The 14,370-nt window shown below is 66.6% G+C and carries 12 protein-coding genes; 6 read left to right on the top strand and 6 right to left on the bottom strand.

Features of this window, described 5'->3' with window-relative positions; genetic code table 11:
- The 5 genes from JOD62_RS12320 to JOD62_RS12300 all read right to left on the bottom strand — a co-directional run bounded on the left by JOD62_RS12320 (position 1) and on the right by JOD62_RS12300 (position 5,548).
- Entirely contained in the window at positions 1 to 849 is an 849-nt protein-coding gene (locus tag JOD62_RS12320; RefSeq protein ID WP_204939557.1) for an ABC transporter ATP-binding protein, read from the bottom strand.
- Positions 846 to 1,706 carry an ABC transporter ATP-binding protein gene (locus JOD62_RS12315; protein ID WP_204939556.1) on the bottom strand — a complete coding sequence of 287 codons (861 nt, stop codon included), beginning with the start codon at positions 1,704 to 1,706 and terminating at the stop codon, positions 846 to 848. The genes JOD62_RS12320 and JOD62_RS12315 overlap by 4 nt, the downstream gene beginning before the upstream one ends.
- On the bottom strand, positions 1,703 to 2,800 hold the full coding sequence (locus JOD62_RS12310) for an ABC transporter permease (RefSeq protein WP_204939555.1): 1,098 nt from the start codon (positions 2,798 to 2,800) through the stop codon (positions 1,703 to 1,705). Before JOD62_RS12310 ends, JOD62_RS12315 begins: the two co-directional genes overlap by 4 nt.
- The gene (locus JOD62_RS12305) at positions 2,793 to 3,788 is read right to left on the bottom strand and encodes an ABC transporter permease (RefSeq protein ID WP_204939554.1); all 996 of its coding nucleotides are present in this window, start codon (positions 3,786 to 3,788) and stop codon (positions 2,793 to 2,795) included. Before JOD62_RS12305 ends, JOD62_RS12310 begins: the two co-directional genes overlap by 8 nt.
- Positions 3,789 to 3,856: 68 nt before the next feature.
- On the bottom strand, positions 3,857 to 5,548 hold the full coding sequence (locus JOD62_RS12300) for an ABC transporter substrate-binding protein (protein WP_204939553.1): 1,692 nt from the start codon (positions 5,546 to 5,548) through the stop codon (positions 3,857 to 3,859).
- Between the two features lie 249 nt (positions 5,549 to 5,797).
- Here JOD62_RS12300 and JOD62_RS12295 point away from each other — a divergent pair, with 249 nt between their 5' ends.
- Genes JOD62_RS12295 through JOD62_RS12270 form a run of 6 tightly spaced genes read left to right on the top strand, consistent with a single transcriptional unit; the run spans position 5,798 to position 12,325 of the window.
- On the top strand, positions 5,798 to 6,526 hold the full coding sequence (locus JOD62_RS12295) for an NUDIX hydrolase (protein WP_204939552.1): 729 nt from the start codon (positions 5,798 to 5,800) through the stop codon (positions 6,524 to 6,526).
- Positions 6,523 to 7,866, top strand: a complete 1,344-nt coding sequence (gene nadA / locus JOD62_RS12290; protein WP_204939551.1) for a quinolinate synthase NadA — start codon at positions 6,523 to 6,525, stop codon at positions 7,864 to 7,866. Before JOD62_RS12295 ends, nadA begins: the two co-directional genes overlap by 4 nt.
- Positions 7,863 to 9,362, top strand: a complete 1,500-nt coding sequence (gene nadB, locus JOD62_RS12285) for an L-aspartate oxidase (protein ID WP_204939550.1) — start codon at positions 7,863 to 7,865, stop codon at positions 9,360 to 9,362. The genes nadA and nadB overlap by 4 nt, the downstream gene beginning before the upstream one ends.
- The gene (gene nadC, locus JOD62_RS12280) at positions 9,362 to 10,213 is read left to right on the top strand and encodes a carboxylating nicotinate-nucleotide diphosphorylase (RefSeq protein ID WP_204939549.1); all 852 of its coding nucleotides are present in this window, start codon (positions 9,362 to 9,364) and stop codon (positions 10,211 to 10,213) included. Before nadB ends, nadC begins: the two co-directional genes overlap by 1 nt.
- 1 nt (position 10,214) lies before the next feature.
- On the top strand, positions 10,215 to 11,348 hold the full coding sequence (locus JOD62_RS12275) for a cysteine desulfurase family protein (RefSeq protein WP_204939548.1): 1,134 nt from the start codon (positions 10,215 to 10,217) through the stop codon (positions 11,346 to 11,348).
- A gap of 29 nt (positions 11,349 to 11,377) precedes the next feature.
- Positions 11,378 to 12,325, top strand: a complete 948-nt coding sequence (locus JOD62_RS12270; protein ID WP_271171532.1) for a glycosyltransferase family 2 protein — start codon at positions 11,378 to 11,380, stop codon at positions 12,323 to 12,325.
- Positions 12,326 to 12,331: 6 nt separating this feature from the next.
- Here JOD62_RS12270 and JOD62_RS12265 read toward each other — a convergent pair whose 3' ends face one another.
- Complete coding sequence (locus JOD62_RS12265; RefSeq protein WP_204940197.1) at positions 12,332 to 14,236, bottom strand: ABC transporter ATP-binding protein; 1,905 nt, start codon at positions 14,234 to 14,236, stop codon at positions 12,332 to 12,334.
- Between the last annotated feature and the right edge of the window lie 134 nt (positions 14,237 to 14,370).

The raw sequence follows: 14,370 nt of genomic DNA, 5'->3' as shown, positions 1-14,370 counted from the left end.
TCAGAGGCCGGCCAGTTCGCGGCGGACCTCGTCACGCAGCTTGCCGAGGTTCTCGGGCTCGGGTGCCGCGTTCAGCAGCGTCTTGGTGTACTCGTGCTGCGGGTTGAGGATCACCTCGTCCGCCGGACCGCGCTCGACCACGTCGCCGCGGTAGAGGACCATGATCTCGTCGCTGAAGTGACGAGCCGTCGCGAGGTCGTGCGTGATGTAGAGCACGCCCAGGTTGTCTTCCCGCTGCAGGTCGGCCAGCAGGTTCAGAACGCCGAGACGGATCGACACGTCGAGCATCGAGACAGGCTCATCTGCCACGATGAAACGTGCACCCGGTGCGAGGGCACGAGCGATGGCCACGCGCTGACGCTGACCGCCCGACAGCTCGTGCGGACGACGGTCGGCGTAGTTGTCGGCGGGGCTCAGACGCACACGCTCGAGCAGCTCGTGCGCACGGTCGCGCACCTGGCTCTTCGAGAGGTGCGGGTGGTGCAGACGCAGCGGGCGCTCAAGGTGGTGGATGATCGTGTGGAACGGGTTCAACGAGGCGAACGGGTCCTGGAAGATCATCTGCACTTCGGAGCGGTAGTTCGCGATCGCACGGCCGCTGTTGGGCGTCTCGACCCCGTCGAGCAGGATGCTGCCCGAGGTCGGAGTCTCGAGCTTCATCAGCATGCGGGCGATCGTGGACTTGCCACTGCCGGACTCGCCGACGAGGGCGATCGTCTTGCCGGATTCCAGCGTGAACGAGACGTCCTTCACGGCGTGGAGGATCGAGGTCTTCAGGCCCGAGCGGAGCTTGAAGTCCTTGACGAGATTGCGCGCTTCGAGCGTCGCTGCGGGGATCGTCTCGTTCATCGGACCTGCTCCTGACTGACCTGACTGCCCGTGCGCACGAAGTCGCCGCGCTCACCGCGGAGGCTCGGGAAGCTCGAGAGCAGGCGCTTGGTGTACTCGTGCTGGGGGGTGTGGTAGATCTCTGCGGCCGTGCCCTGCTCGACGATCTGACCCTGCAGCATGACCGCGATGCGGTCGCTGATCTCGATCAGCATCGGAAGGTCGTGCGTGATGAAGATCACGGCGAAGCCGAGCTTCTCGCGCAGTCGCATGATCTCGCGGATGATGCCGCGCTGGACGACCACGTCGAGCGCCGTGGTGGGCTCGTCCATGATCATGACCTGCGGGTCGAGCGAGAGCGCCATGGCGATCATCATGCGCTGGCGCATGCCGCCGGACAGCTCATGCGGGAAGCTCGTCAGACGGTTCGGGTCGACACCGACCAGTTGGAGGAGCTCTTCGGCACGTTCCTTCTTCTCCCGCTTCGACATGCCGGGACGGTGCGTGTCGAAGATGTCGAAGATCTGATCCTTGACACTGATGACCGGGTTGAGCGAGTTCATCGCGCCCTGGAACACCATGGAGATCTTGTCCCAGCGGAACGCACGCAGCTGCTCCGCCTCGAGACCGATGATGTCGATGTCGGCACCCGAACGGTCGTGGAAGGTGATCTCGCCGCTCGTCATGAGCGCCGGCGCCTTGAGCAGACGGTTCAGGCCGTAGGCCAGGGTCGTCTTTCCACAGCCGGACTCGCCGGCGAGGCCGAGGATCTCGCCACGGTTCAGCGTCAGAGAGACGTTGCGCACGGCCTTGACGGGCGGGTCGACCTCGTACTCGATGGAGACGTTGCGGGCGGTGAGGACGGGTTCGGCGGTCATGCGTCGGCTCCGGTCGAGTGCGATGCGGTGGCGGATGCGGGGGCGGAACCCTCTGCACCCGTCACGCCACGGCCAGCCTTCGTGGCCTTGCGGACGCTGCGTGCCGCGGCGGGGGCGTTGCGCAGCTTGGGGTTGATGATCTCGTCGATCGCGAAGTTGATCAGCGCAAGACCACAACCGAGAAGAGCGATGAGGACGCCCGGCGGGACGAACCACCACCATGCTCCTTGGCCGAGTGCCTGTCCGGACTGCGCATCGTTGAGGACGGTACCCCAGGTGATCGAGTCGGTAGGGCCGAGGCCGAGGTAGGAAAGGCCGGCTTCGCCAAGAATGGCGAAGATGATCGCAAACAGGAACTGCGAAGCGAGCAGCGGCAGCAGATTCGGCATGATCTCGACGAGGATGATCCGCCAGGATCTCTCACCGGCGACGCGAGATGCCGAGACATAGTCACGGGTCCGCAGCGAACGGGTCTGCAACCGGAGCACGTATGCTGCGCCCGCCCATGCGGTGATACCGAGCACGATAGAGACGAGCTCGAGGCTACGGACGGGTGCGAAGGCGGCGATCACCATCACGAGCGGAAGACCAGGAATCACAAGCATGATGTTGGTGACGAGGGCGAGCGTGTCCTCTCGCCAGCCGCCGAGGTACCCGGCCAGAACACCGAAGACCAGGGAGAGCACAATCGCGATTCCACCGGTGATGAGACCGACCTTCAGCGATCCCTGCGCACCGTGCGCCAGCTGCGCCAGAACATCGTAGCCCAGCTTCGTCGTGCCGAGCCAGTGCTCGGCCGAGGGGCCTTCGAGTGGCGGGTTCTTCGAATTGCGGGGGTTCTGCGTGAACATCGGGGCGATCACCGCGAACAGCACGATCGATGAGACAAGGGCCGTACCCACCGCGAGCTTGGCGGAGAAGGACGGCAAGAGAGCCCGCACTCCGCGACGCGGTTTGCGCTGCGTCGCAAGTGCCACCGTGCTGGGTGCCACGGTTGTCGGCGGCTCTTTGAGGATGACGTTGGACGTGGAGGGCTCGTTGGTCGCGTTGGACTCCGAGCCAGCGTTCGAAGCGTTGCTCTGGTTGTCAGACATTCTGGCGTGCCCTCGGGTCGATGAAGCCATAGATGAGGTCCATGAAGAAGTTGGCCGCTAGCACTGCGAGCGTGATCACGAGGAAGACACCCTGCATGAGCGCGTAGTCGCTGGCGCCAACCGCCTGGAACATCAGCTTTCCGACACCGGGGTATGTGAACACCTGCTCCATCACGATGGAGCCGGCGACCACGAACCCAAGGGTGATCGAGAAGCCCGCGATCGAGGGGATCGCTGCGTTGCGCGCGGCATAGGTCGTCAGGATCCGGCGGGGGCGCAGCCCCTTGGCCTCGGCTGTGGTGATGTAGTCCTCCGCGAGCGTGGAAACCATCATATTGCGCATTCCAAACAGCCAGCCTCCGACAGAGCTGATGACGATCGTGATCGCGGGAAGAATGGCGTGACGCGTCGCATCTGCGATGAACGCCCAGGAGAACTCGGGACCGTCGGAGAATTCGAAGACATCGTACCCACCGAAGATCGGGAACCAGCCCAATCCGACCGCGAAGACGGAGACGAGGATCAGTGCCAGCCAGAAGTAGGGAATTGATTGGAGGACGGTCGTCGCGGGAATGATGTGGTCAACCCAAGTACCACGTTTCCACCCCGCCCAAGCGCCAAGGATGACACCGAGGACGAACGAGATGATCGTGGCCGTGCCGACGAGGATGAGCGTCCACGGCAACGCTTCTCCAATCAGGTCAGCGACAGGCGTCGGGTACCGGGTGACCGAGATGCCCAGGTCGCCCTGGAACATCCTTCCCCAGTATGCGAGGTACTGCTCCCACAGGGATCTGTCATCCGATCCCAGAAGGGTCTTGATGTTGCGGATTGTTGTCTCAGAGATCTCGCCGCCAGCTCGCTGAAGCTTCGCGATCATGATGTCGGCGGGGTCACCGGGCATGAGACGAGGAAGCAGGAAGTTGAGGGAGATCGTGGCCCACAGCGTTACCGCGTAGAACCCGATCCTTCGTGCATAGAACTTCATGTCACTCTCACTCTTCCTGCTTCCAACGTCTTCATGCCTTACTGCTCTTTATTGCGTGTCGTGCGGGATTATTTTGCCGGTGCCAGCTGCGTCAGGATGTATCCTGCCGCAATCGCGCCCCACGACGGCGGGAAGGCGTAGAGGTCATCCTCGGTCGGCCAGCCCGTGAAGTCCTTCGTGTTCATGAAGGTCTGGGTCGCGTTGACTACGAGCGGGATGTAGGGCAGGTCGCGGACGATCTCGGTCTGGATCGTGCCGTAGAGGGCCTGCTTCTCGGCCTCGTCATTGGTGCTGGTTGCTGCCTGGACAGCTGCGTCAACCGTGGGGTTGCTGTAGCGGCTGAAGTTCCAGCGCCCTGCCGGGATCTCCGTGCCGACCGGGCTGGTCGACTGGACGATCTCGCCACCGAACCAGTCGCGGTAGATCTGGAACGGGTCTGCGACGGACGTGCCGATGACGCCACCCATGATCAGCTCGTACTGACCGGTCTGACGAGCATCCGAGAACTCCTGCCACTGAACCGTCGAGGCGTTGACCTTGATGCCGGCCTCCGCAGCCTGCTCCTGGATGAGCTTGGCGGCATCGTTGTAGTCGGTCCAACCGTCTACCGAGATCAGCGACAGCTCGATGGCGACGCCCTCCTTGCCGTAGAAGCCCTCGGCGTCCTTGGTGTACCCAGCTGCCTCGAGGATCGCGCCAGCGCCGGAAACATCAGCCTCCTGCGGGCTGACCTCGTTGGCGTCGTCCGCGATCCACTTCTGGTCACGCGGGACGAGAGCGAACGTCGGGGAGATTTCGCCTGTCATGCCGACGAATGCCTTCTCCTTGATCGTGGCGCGATCGATCGCGACGTTGAGTGCCTGGCGCACTGCGACATCCGTCTGCTCGCCGACGCAGCCGAGAGCCGCGTTGGAGCAGGTGTAGAGGACGGTCGGGTCCTGCGGGGTGTTGATCCACGAGATCTTGCCGTTGCCGGTGACTGACTCCGGGTTCGGGATGAACATACCGGCCCAGTCGAGCTTGCCCGCGGCCAGGAGGTCCTGAGCGGTCTGGTTGTTGTCGACGGCGATGTACTGCACCTTCTTGACGCCGAGGTCTGCCGCACCGCGGAAGTTCTCGTTGGCGACGAGGGTGTAGGACTCCTTGGTCACCTTATCGACGACGTACGGACCCGAGCCGACGGGCGACTCGTTGGTGTACGTGGCGAAGTCGGTGATCTCGCTCCACACGTGCTTCGGAAGGATGTAGCTGGAGCCCATGCGCTGGAACTCGGTCGTGAACTGCGCCGTGGCGTAGGTCAGCACGATGGTGGTGTCGTCTGTCGCTTCAGCCGAGACCAGGCCGTTGCCTGTGGGGTTGTTCGCCTCGTAAGTGAAGGAGAAGACGACGTCGTCAGCCGTGAGGGGCTTGCCGTCCGACCACTTCAGGCCTTCCTTGATCTTGACGGTGATGACGGTGCCGTCTTCGTTGTACTCGTAGGACTCGCCGATGAGACCAACGGGCTCCGAGTCAGCCGTCTTGTTGAAGAAGAACAGCGGCTCGAGCACGGGACCGAGTGCGCCGTGGAGCACGGTCGGTGCGAACGGGTTGAAGTTGGCCTCGATCGGGGTCTGGCTTCCGGCCCAGACGCGAAGGGCGCGGTCGCTGGAACCCTCGCCCCCGTTGCCACCGGCGGCCGGGGCACAGCCGGTCAGACCCATTGCGAGAGCGGATGCTCCCGCGATAGCGGTGAGCGCGATGCGCTTGCCGTTTCGGTTCATTCTCTTACTTTCCTCTCGGTGCTGCACTGCAGGAGGGACTTGCTCCCCATTGAGGACGCACCCCGGATGGGGTTTGTTAGGACAGCAACCTAACAAATCCTCAAACTGCATACAAGCGCGCATCGCGCGGCGAAGATAACGTTTCGGACTCAGCCCCCACGAACGATCCCAGACAGGGAGCTGCGACGTAAGAAAGGTGACGTTCGAGTCACCGAGACTATAAGATCATGCTCGGAGGTTAGAGTCGCAATGACCAAAACTGGGAACGAGGATTCGATCCGCGTCGCGGTGTCTGCTGTCACCCTGACGCTGCGTCGCGAGTCCGAGGAGGAGTCACCGCACATCGTGCTGCCTCTCGTCCGCCGCACCCGCGAGCCTCATCTCGGCGACTGGGCGCTGCCCGGCGGCTGGCTGGACGCACAGGAGGGCTTGGAGGAAGCCGCATCCCGCACGCTCGCAGAGACCACGGGCCTTGCGCCGAGCTATCTGGAACAGCTCTACGCCTTCGGCGCCGTCGACCGCTCCCCCACGCGGACGATCTCGGTCGTGTACTGGGCACTGCTCCCCTCCGATGCCGTCGACCGGCAGATCGCCGCCTACCGTGCCGCGGGGCATGCGCCGGAGAACGTGCAGTGGTTCGAGGTCGCGGATCTGCCGCCATTGGCGTTCGATCACGCGCAGATCATCCACTACGCGCTGTGGCGTCTGCGTAACAAAGTCGGCTACAGCCGCGTCGCCCATGGGTTCCTGCCCCCGGAATTCACTCTTGCTGAGCTTCGGGATGCCTACGAGGCGATCCTGCAGCGCCGCTTGGATCCGGCGAACTTCCGCCGCCAGGTCGAAGCATCCGGCACTCTCATCCCCACCGACCGCTTCCGCACCGGAAGCCACCGCCCCGCCCGCCTGTACCGCTACAACACCGACGTCGAGCTCGCCGACCGAGGCCCGCTCGCCCCCGAAGAAACAAGGACGCCATGACCGTGAGCACGCTCACCACTCCTGCCCTGCGTGACCCTTCCGTCGACCACGCGATCCAGTCCATCGTCGCCGGGGCATCCACGGATGCCACCTGTTCGACCGATCTGGCCGCGGGGCCCTGGGACTTCGACACCCGCCCCGGCTACGGTCCAGGATCGTCGATGGGCGATGTCATCCCGACCGGGGCACCACGCCAGGGCGAGCTGCCGCGGGCGTACCGCGAAGCCGACGAGGCGCAGCTGCACGCGCGCATCCAGGCGGCGCGCGCGACCCTCGGCGACCGTCTGGTGATCCTCGGTCACTTCTATCAGCGGGAAGAGGTCGTGCGCCACGCCGACTACGTCGGCGACTCGTTCCAGCTCGCGACCGCGGCGAAGGAGCACCCGAACGCCGAGGCGATCGTGTTCTGCGGCGTGCACTTCATGGCGGAGACCGCCGACCTTCTCTCACAGCCCGAGCAGGCTGTGATCCTGCCGAATCTCGCCGCCGGATGCTCCATGGCCGACATGGCCGACATCGACCAGGTCGAGGAGTGCTGGGAGCAGCTCGCTGAGGTGCTCGGCCCCCTCGATCAGGTCGACGCGGATGGCCTGCTTCCCGTCATCCCCGTGACCTACATGAACTCCTCGGCGGCGATCAAGGGTTTCGTGGGGCGCAACGGCGGCATCGTGTGCACGTCCTCCAACGCCCAGACCGTCCTGGAGTGGGCATTCGCACGCGGACGTCGCGTGCTGTTCTTCCCGGACCAGCACCTGGGCCGCAACACCGCGAAGGCCATGGGCGTTCCGCTCGAGCAGATGCCGATGTGGAACCCGCGCCGCCCCTTCGGCGGCAACGACGCCGAGGCGCTGGCGGACTCGCGAGTCATCCTGTGGCACGGCTTCTGCTCGGTGCACCGCCGCTTCACGGTCGCGCAGATCGATCAGGCGCGCGCCGAGCACCCGGGTGTGCGCGTGATCGTGCACCCCGAGTGCCCGATGGAGGTCGTGGATGCGGCAGATGAGGCAGGCTCCACCGACTACATCCGTCGCGCGATCGATGCGGCGACGACGCCGACCACGTTCGCGATCGGCACCGAGATCAATCTGGTCCGACGTCTGGCGGCACAGTACCCGCAGCACGAGATCTTCTGTCTCGACCCGGTCGTCTGCCCCTGTTCGACGATGTATCGGATCCACCCGGGGTATCTCGCCTGGGTGCTGGAAGAACTCGTTGCGGGGCGGACTCCCAACCGGATCCAGGTGAGCGCCGATGTCGCCGATCCGGCGCGCGTCGCCCTGGAGCGGATGCTGGCGGCGAAGCCACCGGTCGCGACGCAGGATGCCGCACCACGCGCATGAACGTGATCGTGGTCGGCGCCGGCGTCGCGGGACTCACCGCAGCGTTGCACGCCCGTGAGCGCGGGCACCGGGTCGCTCTCGTCGTCAAGGGCGCCCTCGGCGGCGGAAGCACCCCCCTCGCCCAGGGCGGCGTCGCCGGCTGGTATGGCCCCGACGACTCAGCTGCGACCCATGCGGCCGACACGATTCAGGCGGGTGCGGGGCTCAGCGACCCTGCCGCGGTCGACGTCCTCGTGAGCGAAGGCACCGCCCGCATCGCGGAGATGCTCGAACGCGGCGTCGACTTCGACCGAAGCCCTGACGGGGCTCTGCTGCGCGGACATGAGGCGGCGCACGCCTTTCCCCGCATTGTGCATGCGGGCGGCGATGCCACGGGCGCCGCGATCTCGCGCGCTCTTGTCGCCGCCGTGCAGGCGAGCGACATCGTCGTGCACGAGCACACCTTCTTGTGCGATCTCCTTCTGGGCGAGGACTCTGCCCGCGTGCGTGGCATCCGCGTCCTGACGGCGGACGGTGAGCAGGAGCTTCTCGCCGATGCGGTGATCATCGCGACCGGCGGCGCCGGTCAGCTCTTCACACGCACCACCAATCCGCTGGATGTCACCGGCGACGGGATCGCGGCGGCACTGCGCGCCGGCGCAGCGGTGACGGATCTCGAGTTCGTGCAGTTCCACCCGACGATCCTCGCTAGCCCTGGAGAGCCGTTCCTCGTGTCAGAGGCCGTGCGCGGCGAGGGAGCGACTCTGATCGACGATGAGGGTCGACGCTTCGCCTTCGACGCTCATCCCGACGGAGAACTCGCACCACGCGACGTCGTCGCCCGGGCGATCGCCCGGCAGGCGGCGGAACAGCACGCTGACGTGCGCCTGGACGCCACCGTACTGAGCACGCCGGACATGCTCGCGAAGACGCTCGCGCGACGCTTTCCGACAATCGACCGCGTCACCCGCGAGCGAGGATTCGACTGGGCTCGCGAGCCGATCCCCGTGACACCCGCTGCCCACTACCTGATGGGCGGCATCGTCACAGATCTCGACGGCCGTACGAGCGTCCCTGGGCTCTTCGCCGTCGGCGAAGCAGCCCGAACGGGCGTGCACGGCGCCAACCGCCTCGCATCGAACTCCCTGCTGGAGGGCGCTGTGTTCGGTGCACGGGCCGCCGCTGCTCTCGACACCCCCGCCGCGCTCCCGCAACCGGCGACCGTGGATGCTCCCGGAGTGCACGCTCTCGTCGATGCCCCGCCGTTCACGCGCGCGGCTCTCCAGCAGCTGATGTGGGATCACGTGGGACTCCTCCGCACCGTCGAGGGCATGACGCACGCGCGAGCGATGATCACCCGCTGGCGGAAGACGATGCCGCTGCCGACGACGGTCGCCACCCACGAAGACGCCAATCTCCTTCTGGTCGCGGATGCCACAGCATCCGCCGCCCTCGCCCGCACCTCTTCGGTGGGCGCTCACCATCTCGCTCCCGCTCCTGCACTGATCGGACTCTGATGCTCACCGCCGCCACCCTCACCCGCGTCGTCGCTGCCGCCCTGGAGGAAGACGCCCCGTGGGGCGACGTCACCAGCACGGCGCTGATCCCCGCCGAGACGCAGGCCGTTGCCGATCTCGTCGCCCGCGAGCCCGGCGTCTTCAGCGGCGGCGAGGTGTTCGCGGCCGCCTTCACGTTGACGGATCCGGATGTCGCGGTCGATCTGCATTTCGCCGATGGCGACTCCTTCGTCGCCGGTGATGTGCTCGCAACAGTCACCGGCTCCGCGCGCAGCGTGCTCACGGCCGAACGCATCGGGCTCAACTTCGCGCAGCGGATGAGCGGAATCGCCACCTTGACGGCCGCCTACGTCGCCGCGGTCGAGGGCACAGGGGTGCGCATCGCCGACACCCGCAAGACGACGCCGGGACTCCGCGCCTTCGAACGCCACGCAGTGCGCAGCGGTGGAGGCAGCAATCACCGCACAACGCTGTCGGACGCCGTCATGGCGAAAGACAACCATCTCGCCGTGATCCGACGGACCGGAGACGACCTCGCGCAGGCTCTGCGCACCGCCTTCGCTCAACTTCCGCACACCACGCACATCGTGATCGAAGTCGATCGTCTCGACCAGATCCCGGATGTCCTCGCGGGCGGCGCGCACACCGTGCTGCTGGACAACTTCACGCTCGACGACCTGCGCGCAGGCGTCGCGCTGATCGGTGAACGGGCGACAGCGGAAGCATCCGGCGGCGTGAACCTGGACACCGTGCGGGCGATCGCCGAGACCGGTGTGCAGGTGATCTCGGTCGGAGCACTCACACACTCGGCCCGGGCGCTCGACCTCGGCCTGGACATCCGGATCGACTGACGTGCTCTATCTCGACCATGCCGCCAGCTCGCCTCTGCGCCCGGAGGTGCTCGCCGCGATGGCGCCGCACCTCACAGGTCCGGTGGGCAACCCCTCCAGCCATCACACCGTGGGCGAGGCGGCGGCGGCGGTCCTCTCCGATGCCAGGACGCGCGTCGCGCGGGTCCTCGGGATGCGCGCGAGCGATGTGGTCTTCACCTCCGGCGGCACCGAGGCCAACAACCTCGCGATGAAGGGGATCGTGCTGGCGGCGCTCGAATCCGGGCATCGGCACCTCATCACGACCGCGATGGAGCACGAATCGCTGCGGGCATCGGCGTCGTATCTGCGTCGTTTCCACGGCGTCGAGATCACGCTCCTTCCGCTCGGCGCACACGGTCGTGTCGAACCGGATACGCTCCGCGGCGCGGTGCGAGAGGACACCGCACTCATCTCGCTCGCGCACGCGAACAACGAGATCGGCACCGTGCAGGATGCCACAGCCCTGGCCGCGATCGCCCGGGAGCATCGCGTTCCGCTCCATCTGGACGCCGTGCAATCCGCTGGCTGGCTGCCGCTCGCCGGGATCGGTGCGGATGCGATCTCGATCGCCGGGCACAAGCTCGGCGCCCCCCAGGGCATCGGCGCACTCATCGTGCGTGGACGCGTGCCGCTGGAGCCGCTGCTCCACGGCGGCGGTCAGGAGCGCGGACGTCGCTCCGGCACCGAGAACGTCGCGGGCGCTGTGGGTCTCGCCACCGCACTGGAGCTCGCGGAGATCGAGCGCGAGCACGTCGCCGATCGGGTCCGTGCGGCGACCCACGCCTTCATCACCGAGGTGCTGCGTCTTGTTCCCACCGCCCGGCTCACGGGCGATCCCGTGCATCGGCTGCCCGCCACGGCGAGCTTCACGATCGCAGGAACCAGCGGAGAGTCCGTTCTGCTGGAGCTCGAGCGACGCGGTGTCGTCTCCTCCAGCGGCTCGGCGTGCGCCGCCGGCAGCGATGAGCCCTCCCCCGTCCTGCTGGCTCTCGGCATCGCCCCCGAAGTCGCGCACACGTCTCTGCGCTTCACGTTCGGGCGAGAGCAGCTCTCCCCCGACGCCCCTCTGCAGCTCGCACGCCTCGTCGCGGAATCCGTCGCCGCCGTCGGCTGACCGTCGCCTCAGCGGCCTACACTCGAAACGTGCCCGATTCTGCCCCGATCGTCACGATGATCGTGCCCGGTCGCGACATCGCCCCCTTCGCCCCTGCCGCCCTCGACTCACTGCGGGCGCAGACCGAGCCGCGTTGGCGAGCACTCCTGGTCGACGACGGGTCCGTCGACACCACCGGCGAGATCTTCGCCGAGGCCGCGGCGCGGGATCCCCGTTTCACTCTGCTGTCACATCGTGAATCCCGCGGGCTGGGTGCGGCACGCAACCTCGCACTCGAACACGTCGACACCCCGTTCCTCGGGTTTCTGGACGCAGACGACGAGCTGACCCGCGACGCCATCGCACGCACGACGCAGACGCTCCGCGAAACCGGCAGCGACTTCGTCGCCGGTGCCTACGTGCGCTCGCGGTGGGACGGCATCGCCTACCGCCCCGGACGCGTGCAGCCGTGGACGGCCGCTGCGACCGCACCCGAGCGTCGCGCCACCACGCTGATGCAGCATCCGGATGCGTCGGCGAACATCGTCGCCTGGTCGAAGGTCAGCCGGACCGAGTTCTGGCAGGACCTGCGGTTTCCCACCGGGGTCGCCTATGAGGACCAGGTCGTCGCGCAGCTGATGTACACGCGGGCGCGGGCGTTCGATGTGATCCCGGACGTCCTCGTGCACTGGCGTCTGCGAGCCGACGGCTCTTCCCTCTCTCAGGGCAAGAACCAGGTGGCGGTCCTGCGTGACTATCTCACCGCCCTGTGGGGTGGGATCGAGGTGCTGCGGGATGCCGGCGCGACAGACGCCGTGCGTGCACGGCTTGCCCTGATTCTCGCGATGGATGCCCCGCCGCTGCTCGAGATCGCGGACACGCATCCGGACCCGGAGTACCCCGCGCTCCTTCAGGATTTCCTCACCCGGCTGCAGACGCTCCCTGAGTTCGCAGAAGCCCGACCGGATCCGAGCCTGGCGGACGCCCTCACCTGGTGACGGTGCTCAGTCGCTCTCCGCGGCGATCCGTTCCTCGTCCTGCAGGACATGCGACGCCGCCAGCTGCTGCGCCGCGAGGTCGGAGTAGAGCCCTCCCCGCGCGATGAGCTCACGGTGCGTCCCCGACTCGACGATCCGTCCCGCCTCCAGCACATGGATGACGTCGGCGGCCATGACCGTCGAGAGGCGGTGCGCGATCGACAGCGTCGTGCGTCCTCGCGCCGCCTCGTCGAGAGCCTCCTGCACCACGCGCTCGGACACCGTGTCGAGGGCCGAGGTCGCTTCGTCGAGCAGAAGCACGGGCGGATCCTTCAGAAGCACCCGTGCGATCGCGATGCGCTGCTTCTCGCCACCCGAGAGTCGGTACCCGCGCTCACCGACCACGGTGTCGTAGCCGCGCTCGAAGCCCGCGATGATGTGGTGGATGTTCGCCGCCGTGCACGCGGCGATCAGCTCGTCCTCGGTCGCGTCGGGCTTCGCGTACAGCAGGTTCTCGCGGATCGTCGCATGGAAGAGGTACGTCTCCTGCGAGACGATGCCCACGTCGTCGATGATCGACGCCTGAGTCAGAGCACGCACGTCCGCGCCCCCGAACAGGACCTGCCCATCATGCACCTCGTACAGGCGCGGGGCGAGGTACAGGATCGTGGTCTTTCCTGCGCCCGACGGCCCCACGAAGGCCACGTGCTGTCCGGGCTCGGCGACGAACGACACCCCCTGCAGCGTCGGGCGCGAGTCGGCCGTGGCATCCGGGTAGCGGAACACCACATCACGGAACTCGATGCGACCACGGGGCCCCGGAGCCTGGGCGACGGTGATCGCCCCCGGGGCATCCTGGATCTGCGGGACCATGTCGAGGTACTCGAAGATCCGCGCGAACAGCGCCTTGGACGTCTGCAGGTCGAGCGCGACGCGCATGAGACCCATGAGCGGCTGCAGCAGGCGCGCCTGCACCGTCGTGAAAGCCACGATCGTCCCGGCGGTGATGGCATCGCTGCCGCCCGTGATCAGGTAGCCGGAGACGAGGTAGATGACAGCGGGAACACTCGCCATGATCACCTGGACGACGGCGAAGAAACCCTGCCCGCTCATGGCCCGCCGCACCTGCAGCACGACCTGGTTGCGGTTCTCGCGCTGATAGCGGGACGACTCGGTGCGCTGCCGGTTGAACGACTTCGACAGCAGCATGCCTGAGACGCTCAGCGTCTCCTGCGTGATCGAGGTGAGCTCGGACAGCGACTCCTGCGTCTCGCCCGCGATGCGCGCACGCACCTGCCCGACCTTGCGCTGCACGAGCACAAGGAAGGGCATCAGGACGACGGCGATCAGGGTGAGGCGCCAGTCGATGAGGATCATCGCCACCAGCGATGCGATCACGGTGACCACATTGCCGAGGATGCTGGTGACGGTGTTCGTGAGCACACCGGCGACGCCGCCCACATCGTTCTGCAGCCGGGATTGGATGACGCCAGTCTTCGTGCGCGTGAAGAACCCGAGCTCCATGGCCTGCAGATGCTCGAACAGACGTACGCGGAGGTCACCCGTGACGCTGTTTCCGACGGTCGAGGTGAACCAGGTCTGCGCGACGCCGAGGCCGGCCGAGAGGAGGAAGAGCCCGATCATCACGGAGACGAGCACCACCAGCAGGTTGAGCTGCGGCGCGCCGCCTTCGACCGGGAAGAGCGCGTCGTCGAAGATGCGCTGGACGAGCAACGGCGGAATCACAGCGATCGCTGCACCGACGATGACGAGCAGACCGGTGATGACGATGCGTCCGAGGTAGGGACGGAACAGCGCGACGACCCGCGCGCCGAGTCTCTCGATCACGGGTGCGGCGGCGTTCTCTCGCTTCTGCGCCGCCTCGTCGACTCCGCGGAATCCTCCGCCGCGTCCGCCCGGGCCGCCATGCATGCTCATTCCTTCAGCGTAGCCAGGCCGTCGGACGTCGTGACGCGGTTCGCTCAGGACGGAATGAAATGTCGCCCGGAGCCGTTATCCTCGAAAGTCTTCGCACATTCGTGCACCATCCCACACTTTCTCCCGGA

This window comes from Microbacterium keratanolyticum, assembly GCF_016907255.1.
Lineage (GTDB): Bacteria > Actinomycetota > Actinomycetes > Actinomycetales > Microbacteriaceae > Microbacterium > Microbacterium keratanolyticum.
This window is presented reverse-complemented; position numbering and strand designations above follow the sequence as displayed.

Excerpts from the sequence above, each read along its gene's own strand:
- JOD62_RS12320 (WP_204939557.1), bottom strand. The coding sequence starts at position 849 with ATGAACGAGACGATCCCCGCAGCGACGCTCGAAGCGCGCAATCTCGTC.
- JOD62_RS12315 (WP_204939556.1), bottom strand. The coding sequence starts at position 1,706 with ATGACCGCCGAACCCGTCCTCACCGCCCGCAACGTCTCCATCGAGTAC.
- JOD62_RS12310 (WP_204939555.1), bottom strand. The coding sequence starts at position 2,800 with ATGTCTGACAACCAGAGCAACGCTTCGAACGCTGGCTCGGAGTCCAAC.
- JOD62_RS12305 (WP_204939554.1), bottom strand. The coding sequence starts at position 3,788 with ATGAAGTTCTATGCACGAAGGATCGGGTTCTACGCGGTAACGCTGTGG.
- JOD62_RS12300 (WP_204939553.1), bottom strand. The coding sequence starts at position 5,548 with ATGAACCGAAACGGCAAGCGCATCGCGCTCACCGCTATCGCGGGAGCA.
- JOD62_RS12295 (WP_204939552.1), top strand. The coding sequence starts at position 5,798 with ATGACCAAAACTGGGAACGAGGATTCGATCCGCGTCGCGGTGTCTGCT.
- nadA (WP_204939551.1), top strand. The coding sequence starts at position 6,523 with ATGACCGTGAGCACGCTCACCACTCCTGCCCTGCGTGACCCTTCCGTC.
- nadB (WP_204939550.1), top strand. The coding sequence starts at position 7,863 with ATGAACGTGATCGTGGTCGGCGCCGGCGTCGCGGGACTCACCGCAGCG.
- nadC (WP_204939549.1), top strand. The coding sequence starts at position 9,362 with ATGCTCACCGCCGCCACCCTCACCCGCGTCGTCGCTGCCGCCCTGGAG.
- JOD62_RS12265 (WP_204940197.1), bottom strand. The coding sequence starts at position 14,236 with ATGCATGGCGGCCCGGGCGGACGCGGCGGAGGATTCCGCGGAGTCGAC.